This is a genomic window from Olleya sp. KJ81-1, assembly GCF_055808135.1.
This window is the reverse complement of sequence record NZ_CM147854.1, coordinates 3,216,591-3,238,900: the sequence shown is the minus strand read 5'-3', so window position 1 is coordinate 3,238,900 and position 22,310 is coordinate 3,216,591. Positions and strand designations below refer to the sequence as shown.

Here is a 22,310-nt window from a genome sequence, read left to right as displayed (position 1 = left end):
TAAACCAATAATAAAATGAACATTTTTAAAACACTAAGTATTTTACCATTAATTATTTTAAGCTTAAACTGCCAAGCTCAAGATGTTTTTCAAGCCAAAACCAAAGGGACATTTTTAACTAACGGAAGCATTTTAGTATACAATACAACCCGAAAAATTAATGATAATAAAGCCACTGCTTTTACAACTAATATTACTCCTAAAGCAGGTTATTTTATAGCAGATAATCTTGCTATTGGACTAGAGCTTTCCATAACTACCAATAAAGAAAAACAAGAAGATGAGTTTTTTGGAGATATAGAAACCACAACCAATGGTTTTGCAGTATTACCTTTTGCTAGATATTATTTAGACAATGGTCTTTTTGCCGAAGCAGTTGTTGGTTTCGGATCTCAAAAAACAACTACCGAAAGTAGTTTTACCGAACTCGGAACGTTAGAAACTAAAGCGTCATCCTTTGGATTTAGAGTTGGTGTTGGCTATTCTTTTTTACTAGGAGATCATGTCGCTATTGAACCTTCTATAAATTATTCTTGGGAAGACATAAACCCAGAAGATGCACCTTCAGAGTACAAAGAGAGTTTATCATCCATCTTTCTAGGCATTGGATTGTCTGCTTATTTTTAATTGATAATATCCCTAAAACTGATTGATTGAGTTTTCATTATTTAATTTAGTTTAAAAGCCGAAACAAATGTTTCGGCTTTTTTTATTCTATGTGTTAACCTTTACTTACCAAAACCATTAATAAGTGTTATTAATCTTAAAACATATTTAATTATGGCAACAAAACAATTTACAGTTAATACTTACAAAATGGCTTTGGGTTATCAAAATTCTGCAACATGGAATGGTAAAAAAATTAAAATCCAAGGTTACATTACTTGTTATGACAAAGACCACAGATTTATTATGTACTTCTTACATGACTCAAGTCCTGTACCTGATCCAACTTATATTCCTGCCAACAAAGTTGGAGCCATATTTTTACCATTTAAAGACATGCCAATGTATGTTGATATGGTTAGAAATGAAAAACCAGTGTATGCATACTTAAATTCTACTCACCCTGAATGGAATAGCATAAAAACCTCTAACGAGCCTGTTGGTGAAGAAGAAAGCTAGAATTAGTCAATTTAGTTAAAAAGCCGAAAAAAATATTTTTCGGCTTTTTTTTATCTCTTATGTTAACCTTTACATTTTTGATCTATTAATAGGAAAACAAAAACTATTAATCATTTAAACAAAAACACAATGAAACATTTATTATTAAAATCAAAATTTGTCCTATTAGCAATTATAGTTGCTTTTAACTTTTCATGCTCAACAGAAGATGGTGCAGATGGTCCTGCTGGTGCAGACGGTATTGATGGAATTAACGGAACAGATGGTATGGACGGAAATGCTAATGTACAAAGCATTACTCTTGATGCTTCAACCTTTGCAGGTAATTACACCTCTGTAGCCATTCCAGAAATAACACAAGACATATTAGACAATGGTGTCATACTTACTTATTTAAATAACAATCCAAATAATTGGGTACCTGTACCATGTCCATTTGATACCATTGCATTTGACTTTTCTGTTCACGTAATACACTATCTTGGCGGTATTGATTTTGATTATGGTGACGCTTCAGGATCAAGCTATACTATAGCTGCAGGAGACTTAAATTCTTTAAGAGTTATTATAATTGAGTCTTCGTCTAGTGCAAGATTAACAGCCAACAGTAAACAACAAACTTACAACCAATTAAGTCAAGCTGGAATTGACATTACTAACTATTATCAAGTATGTGATTATTATGGTATAGCTTATTAATTTTACATTATAACACAAAAACAACCGAAGCAAAGTCTTCGGTTTTTTTGTGTTGTATTTAGGCTATATTTAGTAACATTGTATTTTAAAACAAACACCATTTTTAATAATGATTAATCGTAACAAAGCCTCTATTTTAAAGTGTATTATTCACAAAGTAGGAAACAAACATAACGACACAAAAAATGCCTTTTCTGAAAAAGAACTTATTTTTGATGAAGCCAGTTATGAGTTAATGGTTCCTTTTTTACTAAGACCATTTACAAGCTTAGTCCAAAGTCACAGATTTAATCATCATGCCAATATCGAGCTAAATGAAATTAATGCTTACACTAAAGAAATTTTTGCAGATGACGAAACTTTTGTGGACGTCTCCAAAAATGTAGTTAAACATTTATATGAGCAATCAACCTCTGCACAAATTAAAACTGGAGACGTAATTGTTGCCTATTTTGATGGTATTGAACATAATGAAATGGTTGTGGACGCTATTGGAATTTTTAAAATAGAAAACAAAACCAACTTTTTTCAGACCTATTTAGAAGATAACAGTTACGACGTTTTAGTCCAAAAAGGGATCAATGCTAAAAAAGTAGATAAGGGTTGTTTAATTTTAAATACAGGAGATGCCGAAGGTAAAGTTGTGTTAACCGTAGACAACAATAATTATGATGCTGCGTATTGGATAGATAAGTTTTTAAACATAAAATATGCAGATGACTACAATAGTCATACACAAAACTATCTTGAGTTGTGTAAAGAATTTTCGACAGAAATAATTAAAACAACCTATGGAGCCCAAGAACATAACACCTTTTTAGCTAAAACTATTGACTTTTTTAAAGAAAATGAAATAGTAAATGTCGAGCGATTTAAAGACGAAGTGTTTTTGGAAGACAAACACATGGATTTATTTGAAAGCTATAAAAAAGATTTTGAATCCGAACAGAATGTGTTAATCAGAAATCAATTTGATGTCTCAGAAAAAGTTTTAAATAAAGAAAAGAAAAAATTAAAACCGAAATTAAATTGGATACAAACATCCAAATTAAACTAGACATAGACGCTCCAGATGCAAGTGCAGAATACCTTGAACGTGGTTATGACGAAGAGAAAAAAATGCATTATTATAAAGTGTTTTTTAACGTCGAAGCCTAAAACCAAACGCTATAAACATGTCTATTAAAACCTTGTCTATTATAATTCCTGCTTATAATGAAGAAAGCACTATCACACCAATACTGGACAAGATTAATAGTGTGACATTGCTATTTGGTATAAAAAAGCAAATTGTAATTATTGATGATTGCTCTACAGATCAAACAAAAAAAACCATTGAAACTTTTATTGCTAATAATCCTAATTTAGATATTAAGTTTTTTAAGCAAAAAGTAAATCTAGGTAAAGGTGCAGCACTCCATGAAGGCATTAAACAAGCAACTGGAGATTATATTATAATCCAAGACGCAGATTTAGAATATGACCCAAACGAGTATAACGTCCTATTAAAACCAATCACAGACGGATTTGCGGACGTCGTGTATGGTTCAAGATTTATGGGTAGTAATCCACATCGTGTATTGTTTTTTTGGCATACTATAGGAAATAAGTTTTTAACCTTTTTCTCTAATGCAGTAACCAATTTAAACCTTACAGACATGGAGACTTGCTATAAAATGTTTAAAAGCGAAATTATTAAATCTGTTAACCTCAAAGAAAAACGCTTTGGTTTTGAACCCGAAGTAACTGCTAAAATTTCTAGGATACCTTACATACGTATTTACGAAGTCGGTATTTCATATTATGGAAGAACCTATCTGGAAGGCAAAAAAATATCATGGAAAGACGGTTTTAGAGCCTTATATTGTATTACTAAATATGGGCTATTAAAAGGTAAATAGTGATGACAAAAAAATTAATCATTTTAATTTCTATTGCATTCACCTTACTATTCGCTTATTTTAGTTGGCCTTATAAATTAGGTGTCACGCCAGACTCTGTGTCCTATATTCAAATAGTAAAAAGTATTTTACTAGGTAATGGTATCGTAAACGAAAACGGAATACTAATTACGCATTGGCCTCCACTTTATCCATTATTAGTAGCTTTAACGACCAAGCTATTTAATTGCAGTATACTTACAGGCGCCTTTATATTAAATGTAGGACTGCTTTCTACAATTTCATTAATTTTTTACAACCTTTTAACAACACTAAAAATTGACAAAAAAGTCATTCCTTTTATTGTTATTTTACTTTTAACCTCCTACACATCGCTAGTCTTTATTTACTTTTTAAGCGAAGGGTTATTTATGGTTTTACTACTGTTAGTAACATTGCTTTTTATTAAATGGGTTAATACTAGTAGCTACAAATATCTTATTTGGGCTGGAGTAATATCTAGCGCGTTATTATTAACTAGATATGCAGGCTTAGGATATATTGGTGGTTTTGGGTTTTATATTTTAATATTCCATAAATCTAAAATTAAACCAAGATTAAAAGCGGTTTTAATTTATACAATCTCTTCGTTAAGTCTATTTATTCTCTGGCTTATTTACTGCTACTATTTTAACAATTCTAACACCATAAGAAATATCGATTTCTTTGGTTTCAGATTTAGAAGATTATTATCGTTAACCAAAACAATAATTTACTGGTTTTTATATAATGGCTATATAGCAACAATCATTTTAAGCGTCATAGTTATTAGTTTTTTTAAATTTAAAACCATACAAAAAATAATAATAGTACAAGTTAAATCCTTTACACCTATCATTTTATTATTGGTAACTTTAATGTGTTCTTATACAGTATTTATAGTAATTTCTATTTCTTTTTTTGATGAAAACGTGCCTGTTAACACCAGAATATTCTTTCCCTTTTATTTTATCATACTAACACTAGTCGTTTTAATTTTAAACCCAATTCTAAAACCGAAACAATATCAGCCAATAACCATAGTCCTTTTTATAATACTATTACTATCCAATATTTTAAACACCTACAAATTAAGAGTCAATCATTATCAAAACGGTACGCAGTATAGTGCAGAAGTATGGAAAAACTCCCAATCTATTAACTACATAAAGTCCCAAGACACATTAAATCTTTATACCAATGCACACGATATCATGCGTTTTTATAAAAATGTAAATAACCATAAACTTCCATTTGTAAATACAAAAACTTACGATAGTACTTTACAAAAAATGACCCAAGATATCAAACAAGGTAAAGCTCAAATCTTGTTTTTTAATAATATAAATCGACGCTATTTTATATCTAAACCGGATGTATTAACCCATTTTAAAGATTTTAAAATTCACTATTTTAAAGATGGTATACTAATCAAAAACTGATAGACCATTTTTAAATGTAAATACTTTTAACTAAATTGATTGCTAATTAAGCTAATAATCAATAACTAACCGTTTTACATGAAATCCCTTTTATACCTAGCCTTTATTTTAAGTTCATTTATTGCTAACGCACAATATCACACTGCCAAAATACTAATGACAAATGGAACCGTTAAAGATGGCTTAGCTAGACTACCTTCTAATAAAATGTTGGATGGTAAAGTAGAATATAAATCTAGTGCAAAAGCAAAAGTTTTAAAAATTGACGAAGACACTATTTCTCAAATTTTATATACAGCTAAAAACGGAAATAAATTTTTGTTTGTCAGAAACACTGTTGTCCATTTATTTAAATCCTTTGGAAAAGAAATAGTATCCGAAAAAAAGAATAAACATTGGATGTTATTAATATATGCCAATGATGCTATTAAAGGATACTCGCTTGCACAACGCTATAAGTTGGATAAAAAAGGAATCATGAAATCCATAACTGGAGCACACTCTATTTGGGAATTTGTTTACTTTTTATACCAACGTCCAACAGAGGACAAAGCCTATATAGTAAGTGGTAAAGGGTTTACTAATGGTCAAGTAAAAAAAGCAATGGGTATTTATTTTAAAGATTATCCTGCACTTGTAAAACGCATACAAAACAAAGAGTGGAAACACTTTAGTTTAACAGAGATTGCAGAGGCTTACCTAGACTATGTTAAGGACTAAATTTATATAAAGTTAGCTTCAAACATAGCGCTAAAATGCTTTAATATTTTAGATTTCACTTCTGCTTCATCCACAGACTTAACACCTAATTCTACTTGCATGGAAGTTACTGCTTTACCTTTAATTCCGCATGGAATAATATTATCAAAGTAACCTAAATTAGCATTGACATTAAGTGCAAAACCATGCATTGTAACCCAACGACTAGCTCTAACTCCCATTGCACAAATTTTACGCGCAAAAGGGGTTCCTACATCTAGCCAAACACCTGTTTCTCCTTCACTACGTGTTGCTTTTAAACCATATTCATCTAAAGTTAAAATAATAACTTCTTCTAAAAAACGTAAATATTTATGGATGTCTGTAAAAAAATTATCTAAATCTAAAATAGGATAACCTACCAATTGTCCTGGACCATGGTATGTAATATCTCCTCCTCTATTAATTTTATAAAACGTTGCACCTTTCTCTTTTAATTGGTCTTCGTTTAGTAATAAATTAGACATGTCACCACTTTTTCCTAAAGTATAAACATGAGGATGCTCCACAAACAAAAAGTAGTTATTAGTTTCTAAACCAGCAGCTTCTCTTCTATTTTTAATTTTAGTATCTAAAATACCTTTAAACAATTCTTCTTGATAATCCCAAGTCTCTTTAAAGTCTTTAGTCCCTAAATCTTGTATTTGTACGTTCTTATTCATTACAAAGTTTAATACTGCAAAGATACAATTTATCTTTCAGGGTTATTCAATATTATTAAAGCTGCAATGACACCTGGTATCCATCCTAAGCACCATAAAATAAACACAATTAAAATCGAGCCACAACCCTTACCAATTACTGATAGTGGAGGACAAATTATACACAATAAAACGCGCCAAAAAGACATGATTAAAAATTTAATAGATTGATGATATACTTATTGGACGTTAACTCTTATTTTTTGTTACAAACCATTATCTTTGCGTCTTAAATTTATTACAATAAAACTATGTCACAATTATCTGAGCTAGAGCTCGTACGTAGAGAAAAACTTGCAAAATTACGTGAGTTAGGTATCAACCCTTATCCAGCAGATTTATATCCTGTTTCTAACAATTCCAAACAAATTAAACAGGAGTTTAAGGAAGGTAAACAGGTTGTTATTGCAGGTCGTTTGATGTCTAGACGTATTCAAGGTAATGCTAGTTTTGCAGAGCTGCAAGATAGTGAAGGTCGTATTCAGGTTTATTTTAACAGAGACGAAATCTGTACAGGTGAGGACAAAACAAAATACAACACTGTTTATAAAAAACTTTTAGATATTGGAGATTTTATTGGTGTAGAAGGTGAGCTTTTTACCACTAAAGTTGGCGAAAAAACAGTAATGGTTAAAAACTTTACCGTTTTAAGTAAAGCTTTAAAACCCTTACCGCTGCCTAAAACAGATGCCGAAGGTAATACATTTGATGCTTTTACAGATCCCGAACAACGTTATAGACAACGTTACGCGGACTTAGTTGTAAACCCTAAAGTAAAAGAAGTTTTTGTAAAACGTACTAAGTTATTTAACGCGATGCGTGACTTCTTTAATTCGTCTGGATATTTTGAAGTAGAAACACCAATATTACAACCTATTCCAGGTGGTGCTGCTGCACGTCCTTTTATTACACACCATAACAGTTTAGACATACCATTATATATGCGTATTGCTAACGAGCTGTATTTAAAACGACTTATCGTAGGTGGTTTTGAAGGGGTTTATGAGTTTTCAAAAAATTTCCGTAACGAAGGAATGGATCGTACACATAATCCAGAATTTACAGCAATGGAAATTTATGTAGCTTATAAAGACTACAATTGGATGATGGATTTTTGCGAACAATTACTAGAGCATTGCGCAATAGCTGTAAACGGAACATCTGAAGCTACATTTGGTGAACATAAAATAGATTTTAAAGCGCCTTATGCTAGAGTCACTATGGCAGATTCTATTAAACACTTTACAGGTTTTGATATTAATGGTAAAACAGAAGATCAAATACGTACTGCTGCCAAAGACATGGGTATTAGCGTAGATGCAACCATGGGTAAAGGTAAATTAATAGACGAAATTTTTGGAGAAAAATGTGAAGGTAACTACATACAACCAACCTTTATTACAGACTATCCAAAAGAAATGAGTCCTTTATGTAAAGAGCATAGAGATAATCCAGAATTAACAGAACGTTTTGAGTTAATGGTTTGTGGTAAAGAAATAGCAAATGCATATTCAGAGCTAAATGATCCAATTGACCAACGCGAGCGTTTTGAGCACCAATTAAAATTAGCTCAAAAAGGAGATGACGAAGCTACCGAGTTTATAGATGAAGACTTTTTACGTGCATTAGAGTACGGAATGCCTCCAACATCAGGAATGGGAATTGGTATGGATAGATTAATTATGTTTTTAACCAATAATAAATCAATACAAGAAGTCCTGTTTTTTCCACAAATGAGACCTGAGAAAAAAGCAGTTCCAATGACAGAGGACGAAAAAGCACTATTCGCATTAGTAAAAGCAAGTAGCCCAATAGACCTTAATACACTTAAAGAACAATCTGGTTTAAGTAACAAAAAGTGGGACAAAACTATTAAAGGATTAACCAAATTAGGTATCGCTAAAGTCAATAAAACAGACGATGGATTATTTGTTGAAACTATATAAATACAGCATTACAAAACACCACTTTTAAATATATAAAAAGGAATTACATACATGTAATTCCTTTTTTTATTCCCAACATTTAAACTTACAGACATTATAATTCGTTCATTTTCTTTATTTTCACGATTCAAAACCACTAACAATGAATAAATTAACCACATTAGTACTAACACTATTACTTTGTTTTTCCTGTAGCAAAAATGAAGATGTTGACACCATAGATATACCAGTAACGACTACTCCACGACCTATTGCACAATTATTACCTAACCTATCACAACTTAATCTTTTTGAAGGACCACCTAAAGATTTAACACCATCTCCTTATAGTTTTACATACACTTTAAACACACCACTTTTTACAGATTATGCACATAAAGCACGTTTTATTGTATTGCCTGAAGGCGAAACATTAGCAGCTGTAGGCAATGGAATGCCAGAGTTTCCAGACAACTCGATAATAGTAAAGTCTTTTTATTACAATTTAGATGAAAATGATTTAAGCCAAGGCAGAAAAATTATCGAAACCAGGTTACTAATAAAACAAAACGGAACATGGATCGCTGGCGATTACCACTGGAACGAAGCACAAACCGAAGCAGTTTTAGAAAACAACGCTGCAACAGTACCAGTGTCTTTTATTGATAAAAATGGAACAACTGTAGCAGTAAATTATCAAATTCCATCAAACTTAGACTGTGTAACCTGCCATTCAAACAATGACCAAGTAAAACCATTAGGACCCAAATTACGCTCCATTAATTACAATAATCAACTACAAAACCTAATAAACAACAATCAAATTACTGGTATATCAGATATTTCCACAATAACAACTTTACCAAATTGGGAAGATGATGCCACCTACTCCTTACAAGATCGTGCTAGAGCATATTTAGATGTTAATTGTGCCTCTTGTCACCAACCAGGAGGTTATTGCGATGTACAAACCACTTTAGATTTGAGATATGAAACCCTTTTTGAAAACACATCCATATTAGAAAAAAAGGTGAAATAAATTCTAGAATGGTCAACTATCAAGAATTGTTTAGCATGCCATTATTGGGCACTACCTTTGTCCATACAGAAGGCTATTTCTTGATTAAATCCTATTTAAACACATTGTAATTAACTGTCGACCAATCTTTTTAAACTGTTAATTAAAGATTAAAAAAACTAAGGCGTTTAAACCATTCTCAAATTTGCACGTCTTAGTAGTATAACAATTTAAAAAACAAAAAAAGATGAAAAGATTAGTAATACTAGCATTAGCTTTAATAACATTTCAAGCAAATGCACAAGACAACAAAAAAGAAAAGCGTCAAGAAAATAAAAAAGAACGTTTAGAGCAACGCCAAAACTTAGACCCTCAAGATATGGCACAGTTACAAACAAAAAAAATGACGTTACATTTAGATTTAACAGAAGCCCAACAACAAAAAGTGATGGCTTTAAATTTAGAAAGTGCTAAAAAACGTAAAGAAAACTTTGATAAGCGCTTAGCTGAAAAAGATAATAAAGAGCGTGTAAAACCTACTAAAGAAGAAAAGTTAGCACGCATGAATGCTAAATTAGATGCACAAATTGAAGCTAAGAAAAAAATGAAAACAATCCTTACTGCTGAGCAATACACTAAGTGGGAAAAATCTTTATCAAAAAGAGAACATGGACGTAAGCACATGAAAAAGGGTTCAAAAAACAAAAAAGATCATAAAAAAGAGGATAAATCTGACAATTAAATCTATGATTTAGTATCAAATATTAACTTTTAAAGGTAAAAAAGCACTGATTGTCTATTCAGTGCTTTTTTATTTGTAATTATTAATCAAATAGTGTTACTTTGAGAGTATAATTAAATAACACTTACACAATGAAAAAAATAATTACACTTTGTCTTTTCGTTTTTGGTTTAACACTAGCAACAACAACTGCTAATGCACAACAAAAATTTAGTGCAGAAATAAATAATGCAGCACAAGCAAAAACTGCAGAAATTGGAAGACTTGTTAAAGCTTATGAGCCAACTCAGGAATTAATGTTTGTTGCTTATCAAGAATTTTACTCAAAATCGGAAACATTAAACAACTCATTTGAAGTTGGTACAAGTGAATATAATACGTTTAGCAAAAAAATTAACGAGCGTTTATCACTTCAACTTAAAGAAATTTTAAATGACGAACAGTACACTAAATTTTTAGAGTTGTCTAACTAATAAAACAACAGAGTAGTAATACACTTATATAAAAAAAGCCGATTATAAAATAATCGGCTTTTTTATGTTTTATAGTTATTGTTTAATGCTGTTAACTAAATACTGCTTTACATGCTGCAATAGTTTTATCTAAATCTTCATAAGATAAAGCATCATTTAAAAACCAACTTTCAAAAGCACTTGGTGCCAAATAAATACCTTGGTTAAGCATGCCATGAAAAAAGGTTTTAAACGTGTCGTTATTTCCTTTAGCAGATGTTTCAAAATCTACAACCTCATCTTCACAAAAGTGAACAGAGATCATAGAGCCAACTCTGTTTATTGTATGAGTAATGTTTAATTCTGTTAAAACGGTTGCAATACCTTTATGTAAATAGGCTGTTTTTTTTGCTAAACTTTCAAAAACATCACCAGAATTTAACTCGGTTAACATAGCTAATCCTGCTGCCATAGCTAATGGATTACCACTTAATGTTCCGGCTTGATACACTGGACCTAAAGGTGCTAGATGATTCATTATTTCAGCTCTAGCTGCAAAAGCACCAACAGGCAATCCTCCACCTATCACTTTACCAAAACATACAATATCTGCTTTAATACCTAGTAATTCTTGTGCACCACCTTTGGCTAATCTAAAGCCAGTCATCACTTCGTCAAAAACTAACAGTATGTTATTAGCATCACAAAGGTCACGTAAACCTTCTAAAAACCCAGCTTTTGGAGGAATACATCCCATATTTCCAGCAACAGGCTCGATAATTATACAAGCTATTTCGTTTTTATTAGCATTAATTAAAGCTTCGACATTTGCCAAATCATTATACTTTGCTAATAAGGTATCTTTTGCTGTACCTTGGGTAACTCCAGGACTATTAGGTGATCCAAAAGTTACTGCTCCACTTCCTGCTTGAATTAAAAATGAGTCTGAATGACCATGATAACAACCAGCAAATTTGATTATTTTGTCTTTGTTTGTATATCCTCTAGCCAATCTAACAGCACTCATGCAGGCTTCTGTCCCAGAATTAACAAAACGTATTTTGTCAATATTTGGTACCATTGACACAGCTAACTCTGCAATTTGAGTTTCAATTTGAGTTGGCATTCCAAAGGATGTTCCTTTTTTTGCTTTATCAATAACTGCATCTACCACTGGTTTGTGTGCATGACCTAAAATCATTGGTCCCCAAGATGCGATGTAATCTATTAATTTGTTATCATCTTCATCATATAAATAAGCACCTTTAGCTTCTTTAACAAAAATAGGTGTTCCACCTACTGCTTTAAATGCTCTTACAGGTGAGTTTACTCCTCCTGGTATTACTTGCTCTGCTTCTGCAAACAAAGCACTACTACGTTTATAAATCATAGACTTTAAAAATCTTTTGGAATTGGTTTTACAAATAACACTTGACCTACAAATAGGTTATCGCCTTCTAAACTATTTAAAGACTTAATAGTATCTATAGTTAGGTTATATTTTTTTGATATCGAATATAATGTATCGCCTTTTACAACAGTATGCTTGTCGTTTGCTACATTTTGCTTACCTAAAACTACAGCATCAAAACGATATAATTGATAACGCTCTATTAGGCTTATTAATTTATCTGGATATTTTCTATCTGTAGCATAACCTGCAGCTCTAAGCTCTCTGGCCCAACCTTTATAGTCATCTTTTTCTAGCGTAAATAGTTTTGAATACCGTTTACGTTCTGTCAAAAATAGTGAGTGATCTCTAAACGAGTATTTAGAGTTTTTGTACTTACGAAAACACTCTTGAGAGGCATCATCATCATGATAAATTTTTGCACCTGTCCACTCATGACATTTAATTCCAAAGTGGTTATTAGCTTCTACAGACAAACGACCTTGTCCAGAAGCAGACTCTAATATTCCTTGTGCTAAAGTAATACTTGCAGGTATATTATAATTACGCATTTCATCTTGAGCTATATCACTATAAATTGCAATATATTCGTCCGTTTTACTAGCATACACTTCAGGTGTTTCTTTTATTGGAGTGGCTACTACAATAACATCTTCTTTGGTGTCTTTTTTAGCATCCTTTTTATTTCGTACAACCCTAACTGTTTTTTGTCTACCTTTTTTTGTAGTCACTTTTTTTGAAGAGCCACAACTTACAATTAATAAAGTAAGACAAAGCATGGTAATTATTTTTTTCATCAATTATAAAATTAACTGTTGTTGTTTTTGTTTTAATCTTTTATTCATACCTACAATACCTTGCAAACCTCCAGTATGAATCACTAATATTTCAGAATTTGGCTTAAAATAATCACGTTTAATTAAATCGTAAATACCAAACATCATTTTTCCTGTGTAAACAGGGTCTAATGCAATATTATTTTGCTTTTTAAAGCTATTAATAAACGTTACTAATTCTGCATTTATTTTAGCATAACCACCAAAATGGTAATCTGTCATTAATTGCCAATTATCTTGTTTTGCAAATTTACTAATATCTTCTTTTAAAAAGTCACCTTTTAAAGCTGAAAAACCTAAAACTTTTTGTGCTGTGTTTGAATTATTAATCAAGCCTGATAAGGTACCTCCTGTTCCTACGGAAGCACATATGTAATTAAATTTACGGTCTGTTTCCGTCAAAATTTCTTCGCATCCTTTAACAGCCAAATCATTGGTTCCGCCTTCAGGAATTAAATAAAAGTCACCAAATTCTTTTTTAATTTTTTCGTAAAAGGACTGTGTTCCTTTTAGTCTAAATGCTTCACGACTTATAAATTTAAATTGCATACCACAAGACTGTGCAAACTTTAACGTTGGACTATCCAAGACCTTGTCGTTAAGCTCTTCACCTCTAATAATTCCAATTGTCTTTAAACCATAAACACGTCCAGCTTCTGCTACTGCAGCAATATGATTAGAAAATGCACCACCAAAAGTCAGTAATGTATCATGATTAAGCGTTTCCGCGAAAGCGATATTATATTTTAACTTTCTATATTTATTACCAGATATAATTGGATGAATTAAATCCTCTCGCTTTATATATAACGAAACAGAACTTTTAAATGGAAGTTCTATTTTTTGATTAACACTAAGTTCTGGTTTAAATTTCATGCTTGCTAAGATACTTTAAAAATTGCCAAAAACGTCTAGTTTTTAGATACTCAAGATTTAAGTCATTACAATAGGCTTCTCTTTCAAAGCTTATATTTTTGTAAGCTAAATACCAATTTTTGTGTTGGATATACCTAAAAACAAACTCTAAACCATACCAGATATAAAACGGTAATATTAATAACTCTAATTGCTGTTTTAAGTGAATTTTTTCGTGATTGACCAAGGTCTCACTCTGTTTTAAAACTTTAGATTTTAAAAATATAAACGGAAAAACAGTCATACCTGTATAACCTTTAGGTACTAAATATTTAGATACTATTATCATGATTACTGTCTTTCAAAATATATTCCAATTTACGTTATCTTTGTGATATGAAGAAGATAATTCCAGTTGAAGAAGGCGATTTTTACCTTACACCTGAAGGTTACCGCTGTTTTACAGAACAATACCATTTAAAACGTGGGTACTGCTGCCAAAGTGGTTGTAGACATTGTCCTTACGGATTTGACGCCAAAACTAACGCAATTAAAAACAAGTAAAGTAACTAACTACTATGACATTTAAAGAGCAAATATTACAAGGAATTCCTGATAAATTACCCAAAGCAAAACCTTTTGATCCCTCCATAAATCACGCACCTAAACGAAAAGCAATATTAAGTAGTGAGGAGACAAAATTAGCTTTACGAAATGCCTTGCGTTATTTTGACAAAAAACATCACGAAACACTATTACCTGAGTTTAAAGCAGAGCTAGATACTTATGGTCGTATTTATATGTATAGATTTAGACCAGACTATAAGATGTATGCTAGACCAATATCTGAATATCCTGCACAATCCAAACAAGCTGCTGCTATAATGTTAATGATTCAAAATAATTTGGATTATGCAGTTGCACAACATCCACATGAGTTAATTACTTATGGTGGTAATGGTGGTGTATTTTCCAATTGGGCACAATATTGCTTAACCATGAAATATTTGGCAGAGATGAATGATGAGCAAACTTTAGTCATGTACTCTGGTCATCCAATGGGATTATTTCCTAGCCACAAAGAAGCTCCAAGAGTTGTGGTTACTAACGGAATGATGATACCTAACTACTCCAAACCAGATGATTGGGAAAAATTTAATGCTTTAGGTGTTACGCAATATGGTCAAATGACTGCTGGAAGTTATATGTACATTGGTCCACAAGGTATTGTGCATGGTACCACTATTACAGTTTTAAACGGATTTAGAAAAATTAAAAAAGAGCCTAAAGGTAATTTATTTGTAACCTCAGGACTTGGCGGAATGTCTGGCGCACAACCCAAAGCTGGTAACATTGCTGGCTGCATTACTGTTTGTGCAGAAGTCAATCCAAAAATTACACAAGTACGTTTAGATCAAGGTTGGATTGATGAGAAGATTACAGATTTAGACCAATTAGTCTCTCGTGTTAATAAGGCTAAAGCCGAAAAAGAAACCATTTCTATTGCTTATTTAGGAAATATTGTAGAGGTCTGGGAAAAATTTGATAAAGCCAATATACATATTGATTTAGGTAGTGATCAAACCTCATTACACAACCCTTGGGCTGGAGGTTACTATCCTGTAGGTATTACTTTTGACGAAGCTAATATTATGATGGCCAATCAACCTGAGTTATTTAAAGAAAAAGTACAAGAAACATTGCGTCGTCATGCTGACGCAATAAATAAACACACCGCAAAAGGCACTTACTTTTTTGACTACGGAAATGCCTTTTTACTAGAAGCATCAAGAGCAGGAGCAGATATTATGGCTAAAAACGGTATTGATTTTAAATACCCTAGTTATGTACAAGATATTATGGGTCCTATGTGCTTTGATTATGGTTTTGGCCCATTTAGATGGGTTTGCGCTTCTGGTAATCCTGAAGATTTAGCAAAAACGGATGCTATAGCTTGTCAAGTTTTAGAAGACATAAAGCAACATTCGCCAGAACAAATACAACAGCAAATGGCTGATAACATCCAATGGATAAAAGGTGCACAACAAAACAAACTTGTAGTAGGGTCGCAAGCAAGAATATTATATGCAGATGCAGAAGGTCGCATGAAAATCGCTGAAGCGTTTAATCAAGCTATAGCAAAAGGCCAAATTGATACCGTTATATTAGGTCGTGATCACCATGATGTTTCTGGTACAGATAGTCCTTATCGCGAAACCTCTAATATTTATGATGGATCACGCTTTACAGCAGATATGGCTATCCAAAATGTTATAGGAGACAGTTTTAGAGGTGCCACTTGGGTAAGCATCCACAATGGTGGTGGTGTTGGTTGGGGTGAAGTTATAAATGGTGGATTTGGTATGGTTCTTGATGGTAGTAAAGAAGCATCAAAAAGATTAAAACAAATGTTGTTCTGGGATGTAAATAACGGAATATCAAGACGAAGTTGGGCTAGAAACGAAGAAGCTATTTTTGCTATTAAACGCGCTATGGCGTCTGAGCCAAACCTAAAAGTAACTTTACCTAATCTTGTTGATGATGCTTTATTAAATTAAGTTAAACTATAAATATTATCGCCATGAACAAAACATTACGAATTTTACCAGCATTGCTATTACTTATAGCATTTACTTCATGTAGCTCAGTAAAAGTAGCAGCAGATTATGATAAAGCTGTAGATTTTAACAACTACAAAACTTTTGCTTTTTTTAAATCAGGAATTGATAAAGCCGAAATTAATGATATTGACAAACGTCGCATCCTTAGAGCTATTGAATCTGAGTTACTAGCTAAAGGGTATACTAAATCTCAAAATCCTGACTTACTAGTTAGTATTTTTACTAAATCCAATCAACGTGTTGATGTTTACAACAACAATTGGGGAGTTGGTGCTTGGGGTTGGGGTGGACCTCGTTGGGGATGGGGTTGGAATATGCAACCTACAGTATCTACTACTACTCAAGGTGTTTTGTATGTTGACTTAATTGACGCTAATAAAAAAGAATTAGTTTGGCAAGGTCAAGGTACTGGATACTTATCTAAAAATGTAGATAAAAAAGAGGAACGTATTAAAGAGTTTGTAACTAAGATTATGGAAAAATACCCTCCAGGAATGGAAAAATAATAATAGTTTAAAATATAAAAAAGCGACTACTTTAAATAAGTAGTCGCTTTTTTTAACCTACAATTTAATATTAGCTTTTTTGTGAATTTTGATTATCTCATTGGATAATTCCAAATAGGGTTTGGTAACCCATCCTTTTTTTGATAATTGTCTATGAAGCGTGATAAACTTAAAATAATTTGAATAAGTCAATGCTGGATCAAAACTAATAAAAGCAAAATCTTTTGCATTTAAGGTTTCAATAAACTGAGCGTTATCGGTTATTTTAATAATATTCTTTCCATATTTTAAACCACTGTTAGATAACACTAATTTATTATAGCTTTTCCCTTCTAAAACCTCATCAACAACCTCTTGTTGATTAGTATAAACTCTATAACCTAACGCAAAAATCTCATCAACAGGTGGTGGAGGTGGTGGCGGAAACATTAAAAAAGAATCTGATTCATCTTTACTTAGACTAGCGATACTATCGTTATAGCGTTTATTTTTAGCTTCTTCTTTTTTAGTAAGCACCTTTTTTATTTCTTCTAAATGAAAGAAGGACTGATGATTCTTTATTGAGAAACCAGATACTATATCTTTATCTTTTATGGTATTAGTTTTAAAAACTAAATTGTAAAAATTAGCAGAAGCTAACTCGGTTTTAATTTTATCTAAAATACTGTATTTAACAGATTGATCAATATATAAGAATACTTTGACTTGAAATTTTTGCAACCCCTCTAATTGACTTCTATTATACGATAAGGTTTTTGCTAAATCAGATAATGCAATCGCTTCATCTTCTAAATAAATGGATTCATGTTTATCTACATAAAGACTATAGATTGGTGTGACATTAGTTTTAGATATACTAATTGCTTCTTCGCCTTTAGGCAACTGTATGGATTGTATTTGTGCGTTTAAACCAAACACGCAAAATAACATTATACTAATTGTTATTTTTAACTTCATAATAAACTTACTACAATTTATAAATAAATGGATAGGTTGTATTTAATACTTTATCAAATACTAATGACATTTAAATTAAAGATTACAACAAATAAGGTTTGGCATGACCATTATCTACCAACCACTGATTTAGTTCTAATCCATCTTCTAATATAATATTAGCTAAATAACGTCCATACTTACCTTGCTTATCTTTATAGGATCGAATAGTAACTTCTTTATCCAATATCATACTTCTAACAATATCTCTAACCTTCCTCCCTTCTTCTTTTTCTGCTCCTCTCATTTCCGGTGTGTCAATACCGTACAGACGTAATTTCATTTCTTGAGAATGTAGAAACCCTAAATCTACAACTGCTGTTACGGTGTCACCATCGTAAACTGCTATTATTTTCGCTTTGTATGTGTACATAATATTATTTTATAATGCTAAATATACAAAATAAAAAAGCCCTTAAAACTTAATTTTTAAGGGCTTACAATAGTATAACAAACTAGTACTTAGTTTTTGTTTTGCTGTTTAAAGTTATCAAACTCACTAGCCTTCATTTCTCTTGGCCAAGAATTGTTAGACGTGTCAACATCTGCAGTTTCTAATTTAGGGTCTACAGTAATGCTTACAATCTCTTTTTCTGTTGCTAAGGTTTTGCTTACTTCTTTATCATTAAGTCTCCAGATTTGTGCTGGATACGTTTCTGTTTTAGATGTACCATCAGCATAAGTATACTCAACTATAATTGGCATCACTAATCCTCCTGGCTTTTCAAAAGTTACTTTATAAAAGAATTTTGGTTCTTTTATTTTAGCACGCTCTTCAGCTGTAAAGTTGTCCATTACATACTCATTTAAAGTAGTAGAGTTTTCCAAAGCAGACTTTCCTTTTAAGTTAGTATCAAAATCATCCGCACCTTCTTCTACAAAAAATACTAAAGGTGGTAAGTCACTTAACTTCATCCCTCTTTGTTCAGCCATTTTTTTAATTTCAGCATTTGGCTCGTTAGATACAAAGTATTTTTTAACTTCTTTAACACCTATGTCTACGTAGTCTGTTGTATAAAACCAACCTCTCCAGTACCAATCTAAATCAAAAGCTGAAGCATCTTCCATTGTACGGAAAAAATCTTCTGGTGTTGGGTGTTTAAACATCCATCTGTTAGAGTATTCTCTAAATGCATAATCAAATAATTCTGGTCCCATTACAGTTTCACGTAAAATATTAAGTGCTGTTCCTGGCTTACCGTATGCATTATTACCAAATTGGTAAGTATTTAATCCTTTAGTCATAATTGGAGCAATGTAATCTTGATCTCCACCCATGTATCTTACAATGTTTGCTGCTGGTCCACGACGTGATGGATATGCTGTTTGTCCTTCCGATAAAGCATCTGGATACCATTTTCCAAAATCTTGTTCTGCTACATATTGTACAAATGTGTTCAAACCTTCATCCATCCAAGTCCATTGACGCTCGTCACTATTTACAATCATAGGAAAAAAGTTATGTCCTACTTCATGAATAATTACAGACATCATTCCAAATTTAGTTCTGTCACTATAATTTCCGTCTTTATCAGGACGACCATAATTCCAACAGATCATTGGATACTCCATTCCTTGCTCTTTAGCATGAACAGATATTGCTTTGTGGTAAGGGTAATCAAAGGTCATACGAGAGTAAGACTTTAATGTACTTGCTACTGCTTTAGTTGACCAGTCTTCCCATAATGGGTTTCCTTCTTTACCATATAATGATACTGCCATAACGTCTTTATCACCAATCTTAACACTCATCATGTCCCAGATGTAACGTCTTGATGTAGCAAAACCAAAGTCACGTACATTTTCTGCATATAACTTCCATGTTTTAGTTTTAGTTGCTTTTGTACTTAGTTTAGCAATTGCTTCATCTTGAGTTACAATTACTACAGGCTCATCATAAGATTTTTGTGCTTTTTCATAACGTTTCATCATTTCTTTTGAAAACACATCTTTTCTATTAGTCAACTTTCCTGTACCATCTAAAATATGATCTTCTGGAACTGTAATGTTTACTTCAAAGTTTCCGAAAGGTAACGCGAACTCATCACGTCCCCAAAACTGAGAATTTTGCCATCCTTCGACATCATTGTAAACTGCCATCCTTGGATAAAACTGAGCGATAACGTATGCTCTGTTATCATCCTCAGCAAAATACTCGTAACCAGAACGACCTCTACCATTTACGTGGTCATTAATATTATACCACCATTTGATTGAAAACGAAAAAGATTCTCCTGATTTTAAAACTGAAGGCATCTCTACACGCATCATCGTTTGATTAATCATATGCGCTAATGCGTTACCTTTAGTATCTTTTACTTCTTGGATGTTAAATCCACCATCAAAAGACTCGGTTAAGTATTTATTAGCAAAATTACCAGGTGTATCAGCTGGTTGCGCAGCGTCATCTTGAATTAAAGGTGTTAAAGATGTTTTAGCACGCATGTTTTGATCCAACTGTACCCATAAATAATTTAAATTATCTGGTGAGTTATTGGTGTAAGTAATGGTTTCAAAACCATAAAGCTTTGCGTTTTTATCATCCAATTGGATGTCCATTTTGTAATCTGCTTGTTGTTGGTAGTATGCAGAACCTGGAGCACCTGATGCTGCTCTGTACATGTTTGGTGTTGAAAACTCGTCATACAACTGTTTAAACTTGTTGTTGTTGGTATGACCTGGTTGACGTTCTTTCTTTTCATTTTGGTCCTGTGCAAAAGCACTTACGGACAAAAATAAAGCTGAAAGAAATAAATACTTTAGTTTTTTCATTGTGATAGTTTGTTACTTTAAGAACGTGAATTTAACAAAAATTAACGTTGTTTAAAATCTTTGTTAAAAGTTTAACAAACCTTTATCTTTCTCTGCTATCAACACAAAGGTTTTATTTTTGTCGTTAATATTGGTGCGTACAATGTTTTTTTGATCGTCAAATAGATCAAACAACACTTTATTTTTTATTTGAAAGTTCTTGATTGATGGAATGTTTTCTATTTCTAGATAACAATACATTATATCGTCATCGTATTTTTTTCCTATAAATGTTATTTTTTTTGGCTCATCATTTATCGAAATTTCCATTTTTTCTAACAAATACTTTTTCACGTATTGATCTATAACCTCCTCGTTACCACCATTATTTAAAGTAATATTACTATCGTAACGTTTACGTATTAATTTTTCAAAATCGTCTACAAAAATTCTTGAAATAATTTGAAGTGATTGTTTCTCTTTTACGTATTCAATTTGCGTGATACTTACATAGTATTTGTGCACTGATGTAAATGATAATAGCGCAAATGCGGTTATAAATAAAAGCTGTTTTAGTGTTTTCATAAGTATAATGTAGTTACAAATCTAATGGATTAATGGCAAAAAGTATTCCAAATAATTATTTATTCTTTAGTGTTTAAATTTGTTTTGTATTGGTCTAATTTCTTTTGAAAAAAAGCTAAAGCATCTAAATTACTTTTGCTACAAACACTTCTAAAGTCTGGATCTTCTTGTACAAAGTAAAAAAATCTATGTGGTGTTTTTGATCTAAAGGATTGTCTTTAAAAAAAGCTTCTTTCAGGTCGTTTTTAAGTCTTACTAATAAGGCTTCATCATTTTCTAATCTTACAATTTCTTTTAGCTTTTTGGTACGACCTGATATACCGTTTAATAAAGGATTTAATGGTATAAAACCTCCTCCTGTTGTTGCTTCATGTAAGACTCTTTCGGCAGATGTTTTTTGTTTTCCTTGGTATCCAGGTATGCCTACATCATAAAAATTGATTACTGGTTTAGCCTCTAAAAGCAACAAATCGTCTTCTAGATCTCCTGATAAAGACCTTTTTAAAAACACTTCATCTAATTGATTGGTTTGTAATTTTAAAGTGACTGCAATTGTTTTTGAAGTTATATCTTCTTGATTAACCACTTTGGTTAGCAATGTATATTGTACTGCAGAAAATATAATGGTATCGTTTAATTTAGCCTTGATAACAAAGCTTCCGTCTTTGCTTGATGTTGCATTAGTTAAAGACGTTTTATTTAATATATGAATACTTTCAATATCGTCTTCAGCAGTGATTGTCCCATTTAGCTCAACAGTCTGAGCGTGTATCATTTGAACACTTACAAATAACAAGAAACATAAAAAAAGCCTACTTTTTTCAACTTTCTCTTTTAAAAAGTTTTTGCTTTCTGTATTAAGATGCTCTATTAATTGCATTTCGTTACCTTTATTCAATAAATTAACATCAAAATTATTACTTTCAACATAGGCCATAAAGGCTTCTACTTTAGCTTCGGGAATATC

At 31.8% G+C, this 22,310-nt stretch carries 26 protein-coding genes; 15 read left to right on the top strand and 11 right to left on the bottom strand.

Going from position 1 to position 22,310, the window contains the following annotated elements; genetic code table 11:
* Positions 1-15: 15 nt before the first annotated feature.
* From AC0L3M_RS15145 to AC0L3M_RS15110, 8 genes are all read left to right on the top strand, one after another.
* Positions 16-627, top strand: coding sequence for an autotransporter outer membrane beta-barrel domain-containing protein (locus tag AC0L3M_RS15145; RefSeq protein ID WP_341588967.1), 612 nt, complete (start codon positions 16-18; stop codon positions 625-627).
* A 153-nt stretch (positions 628-780) separates the two neighbouring features.
* Positions 781-1,125 (top strand): hypothetical protein, encoded by a 345-nt coding sequence (locus AC0L3M_RS15140; RefSeq protein ID WP_145006546.1) that lies wholly within the window; start codon positions 781-783, stop codon positions 1,123-1,125.
* A gap of 129 nt (positions 1,126-1,254) precedes the next feature.
* Positions 1,255-1,824: a hypothetical protein gene (locus AC0L3M_RS15135; RefSeq protein ID WP_473431288.1), complete on the top strand. Its 570-nt coding sequence runs from the start codon at positions 1,255-1,257 to the stop codon at positions 1,822-1,824.
* A 109-nt stretch (positions 1,825-1,933) separates the two neighbouring features.
* Positions 1,934-2,881: a nucleoid-associated protein gene (locus AC0L3M_RS15130; RefSeq protein WP_473431287.1), complete on the top strand. Its 948-nt coding sequence runs from the start codon at positions 1,934-1,936 to the stop codon at positions 2,879-2,881.
* Positions 2,854-2,982, top strand: a complete 129-nt coding sequence (locus tag AC0L3M_RS15125; protein ID WP_473431286.1) for a hypothetical protein — start codon at positions 2,854-2,856, stop codon at positions 2,980-2,982. Before AC0L3M_RS15130 ends, AC0L3M_RS15125 begins: the two co-directional genes overlap by 28 nt.
* A gap of 17 nt (positions 2,983-2,999) precedes the next feature.
* Positions 3,000-3,725, top strand: coding sequence for a glycosyltransferase family 2 protein (locus tag AC0L3M_RS15120; protein ID WP_473431285.1), 726 nt, complete (start codon positions 3,000-3,002; stop codon positions 3,723-3,725).
* Between the two features lie 2 nt (positions 3,726-3,727).
* Positions 3,728-5,185, top strand: a complete 1,458-nt coding sequence (locus AC0L3M_RS15115; protein ID WP_473431284.1) for a hypothetical protein — start codon at positions 3,728-3,730, stop codon at positions 5,183-5,185.
* Positions 5,186-5,263: 78 nt separating this feature from the next.
* Positions 5,264-5,905 carry a hypothetical protein gene (locus AC0L3M_RS15110; RefSeq protein ID WP_339809535.1) on the top strand — a complete coding sequence of 214 codons (642 nt, stop codon included), beginning with the start codon at positions 5,264-5,266 and terminating at the stop codon, positions 5,903-5,905.
* A 2-nt stretch (positions 5,906-5,907) separates the two neighbouring features.
* On the opposite strand, the gene lipB is transcribed toward AC0L3M_RS15110, so the two are convergent.
* Both lipB and AC0L3M_RS15100 read right to left on the bottom strand, forming a co-directional pair.
* A complete protein-coding gene (lipB, locus tag AC0L3M_RS15105) occupies positions 5,908-6,606 on the bottom strand; it encodes a lipoyl(octanoyl) transferase LipB (protein ID WP_473431283.1) in 699 nt (232 codons plus the stop codon).
* 29 nt (positions 6,607-6,635) lie between these two features.
* The gene (locus tag AC0L3M_RS15100; protein WP_084553703.1) at positions 6,636-6,794 is read right to left on the bottom strand and encodes a YqaE/Pmp3 family membrane protein; all 159 of its coding nucleotides are present in this window, start codon (positions 6,792-6,794) and stop codon (positions 6,636-6,638) included.
* Between the two features lie 102 nt (positions 6,795-6,896).
* On the opposite strand from AC0L3M_RS15100, the gene lysS reads away from it, so the two are divergent.
* The 4 genes from lysS to AC0L3M_RS15080 all read left to right on the top strand — a co-directional run bounded on the left by lysS (position 6,897) and on the right by AC0L3M_RS15080 (position 10,803).
* Positions 6,897-8,591, top strand: coding sequence for a lysine--tRNA ligase (lysS, locus tag AC0L3M_RS15095; protein ID WP_473431282.1), 1,695 nt, complete (start codon positions 6,897-6,899; stop codon positions 8,589-8,591).
* 142 nt (positions 8,592-8,733) lie between these two features.
* Positions 8,734-9,609 carry a hypothetical protein gene (locus AC0L3M_RS15090; protein WP_473431281.1) on the top strand — a complete coding sequence of 292 codons (876 nt, stop codon included), beginning with the start codon at positions 8,734-8,736 and terminating at the stop codon, positions 9,607-9,609.
* Positions 9,610-9,835: 226 nt separating this feature from the next.
* Positions 9,836-10,330, top strand: a complete 495-nt coding sequence (locus AC0L3M_RS15085) for a hypothetical protein (protein WP_145006460.1) — start codon at positions 9,836-9,838, stop codon at positions 10,328-10,330.
* A 131-nt stretch (positions 10,331-10,461) separates the two neighbouring features.
* The gene (locus tag AC0L3M_RS15080; protein ID WP_145006457.1) at positions 10,462-10,803 is read left to right on the top strand and encodes a hypothetical protein; all 342 of its coding nucleotides are present in this window, start codon (positions 10,462-10,464) and stop codon (positions 10,801-10,803) included.
* A gap of 91 nt (positions 10,804-10,894) precedes the next feature.
* Here the strand turns inward: AC0L3M_RS15080 and hemL are convergent, their stop codons facing one another.
* The 4 genes from hemL to AC0L3M_RS15060 are packed head-to-tail and all read right to left on the bottom strand — an operon-like array spanning position 10,895 to position 14,233.
* A complete protein-coding gene (gene hemL, locus AC0L3M_RS15075) occupies positions 10,895-12,172 on the bottom strand; it encodes a glutamate-1-semialdehyde 2,1-aminomutase (RefSeq protein WP_145006454.1) in 1,278 nt (425 codons plus the stop codon).
* 5 nt (positions 12,173-12,177) lie between these two features.
* Entirely contained in the window at positions 12,178-12,990 is an 813-nt protein-coding gene (locus tag AC0L3M_RS15070) for a glucosaminidase domain-containing protein (RefSeq protein ID WP_473431280.1), read from the bottom strand.
* A 3-nt stretch (positions 12,991-12,993) separates the two neighbouring features.
* Positions 12,994-13,905 (bottom strand): 1-aminocyclopropane-1-carboxylate deaminase/D-cysteine desulfhydrase, encoded by a 912-nt coding sequence (locus AC0L3M_RS15065; protein WP_473431279.1) that lies wholly within the window; start codon positions 13,903-13,905, stop codon positions 12,994-12,996.
* On the bottom strand, positions 13,895-14,233 hold the full coding sequence (locus AC0L3M_RS15060) for a hypothetical protein (RefSeq protein WP_292947324.1): 339 nt from the start codon (positions 14,231-14,233) through the stop codon (positions 13,895-13,897). Before AC0L3M_RS15060 ends, AC0L3M_RS15065 begins: the two co-directional genes overlap by 11 nt.
* 47 nt (positions 14,234-14,280) lie before the next feature.
* Between AC0L3M_RS15060 and AC0L3M_RS15055 the strand changes: the two genes are divergently transcribed.
* Genes AC0L3M_RS15055 through AC0L3M_RS15045 form a run of 3 tightly spaced genes read left to right on the top strand, consistent with a single transcriptional unit; the run spans position 14,281 to position 17,011 of the window.
* Positions 14,281-14,448 (top strand): DUF5522 domain-containing protein, encoded by a 168-nt coding sequence (locus tag AC0L3M_RS15055; protein WP_292947327.1) that lies wholly within the window; start codon positions 14,281-14,283, stop codon positions 14,446-14,448.
* A gap of 14 nt (positions 14,449-14,462) precedes the next feature.
* Positions 14,463-16,442 (top strand): urocanate hydratase, encoded by a 1,980-nt coding sequence (locus AC0L3M_RS15050; protein WP_473431278.1) that lies wholly within the window; start codon positions 14,463-14,465, stop codon positions 16,440-16,442.
* 23 nt (positions 16,443-16,465) lie between these two features.
* Entirely contained in the window at positions 16,466-17,011 is a 546-nt protein-coding gene (locus AC0L3M_RS15045; protein ID WP_341588953.1) for a DUF4136 domain-containing protein, read from the top strand.
* Positions 17,012-17,068: 57 nt separating this feature from the next.
* Here the strand turns inward: AC0L3M_RS15045 and AC0L3M_RS15040 are convergent, their stop codons facing one another.
* From AC0L3M_RS15040 to AC0L3M_RS15020, 5 genes are all read right to left on the bottom strand, one after another.
* Positions 17,069-17,968, bottom strand: coding sequence for an ExbD/TolR family protein (locus tag AC0L3M_RS15040; RefSeq protein WP_473431277.1), 900 nt, complete (start codon positions 17,966-17,968; stop codon positions 17,069-17,071).
* A gap of 82 nt (positions 17,969-18,050) precedes the next feature.
* Positions 18,051-18,380, bottom strand: a complete 330-nt coding sequence (locus tag AC0L3M_RS15035) for a thermonuclease family protein (protein ID WP_227471000.1) — start codon at positions 18,378-18,380, stop codon at positions 18,051-18,053.
* Positions 18,381-18,469: 89 nt separating this feature from the next.
* Entirely contained in the window at positions 18,470-20,779 is a 2,310-nt protein-coding gene (locus AC0L3M_RS15030) for a M1 family metallopeptidase (RefSeq protein WP_473431276.1), read from the bottom strand.
* A gap of 63 nt (positions 20,780-20,842) precedes the next feature.
* A complete protein-coding gene (locus AC0L3M_RS15025) occupies positions 20,843-21,343 on the bottom strand; it encodes a DUF6702 family protein (RefSeq protein WP_473431275.1) in 501 nt (166 codons plus the stop codon).
* A 124-nt stretch (positions 21,344-21,467) separates the two neighbouring features.
* On the bottom strand, positions 21,468-22,280 hold the full coding sequence (locus tag AC0L3M_RS15020; protein WP_473431274.1) for a peptidase associated/transthyretin-like domain-containing protein: 813 nt from the start codon (positions 22,278-22,280) through the stop codon (positions 21,468-21,470).
* Positions 22,281-22,310: the final 30 nt, after the last annotated feature.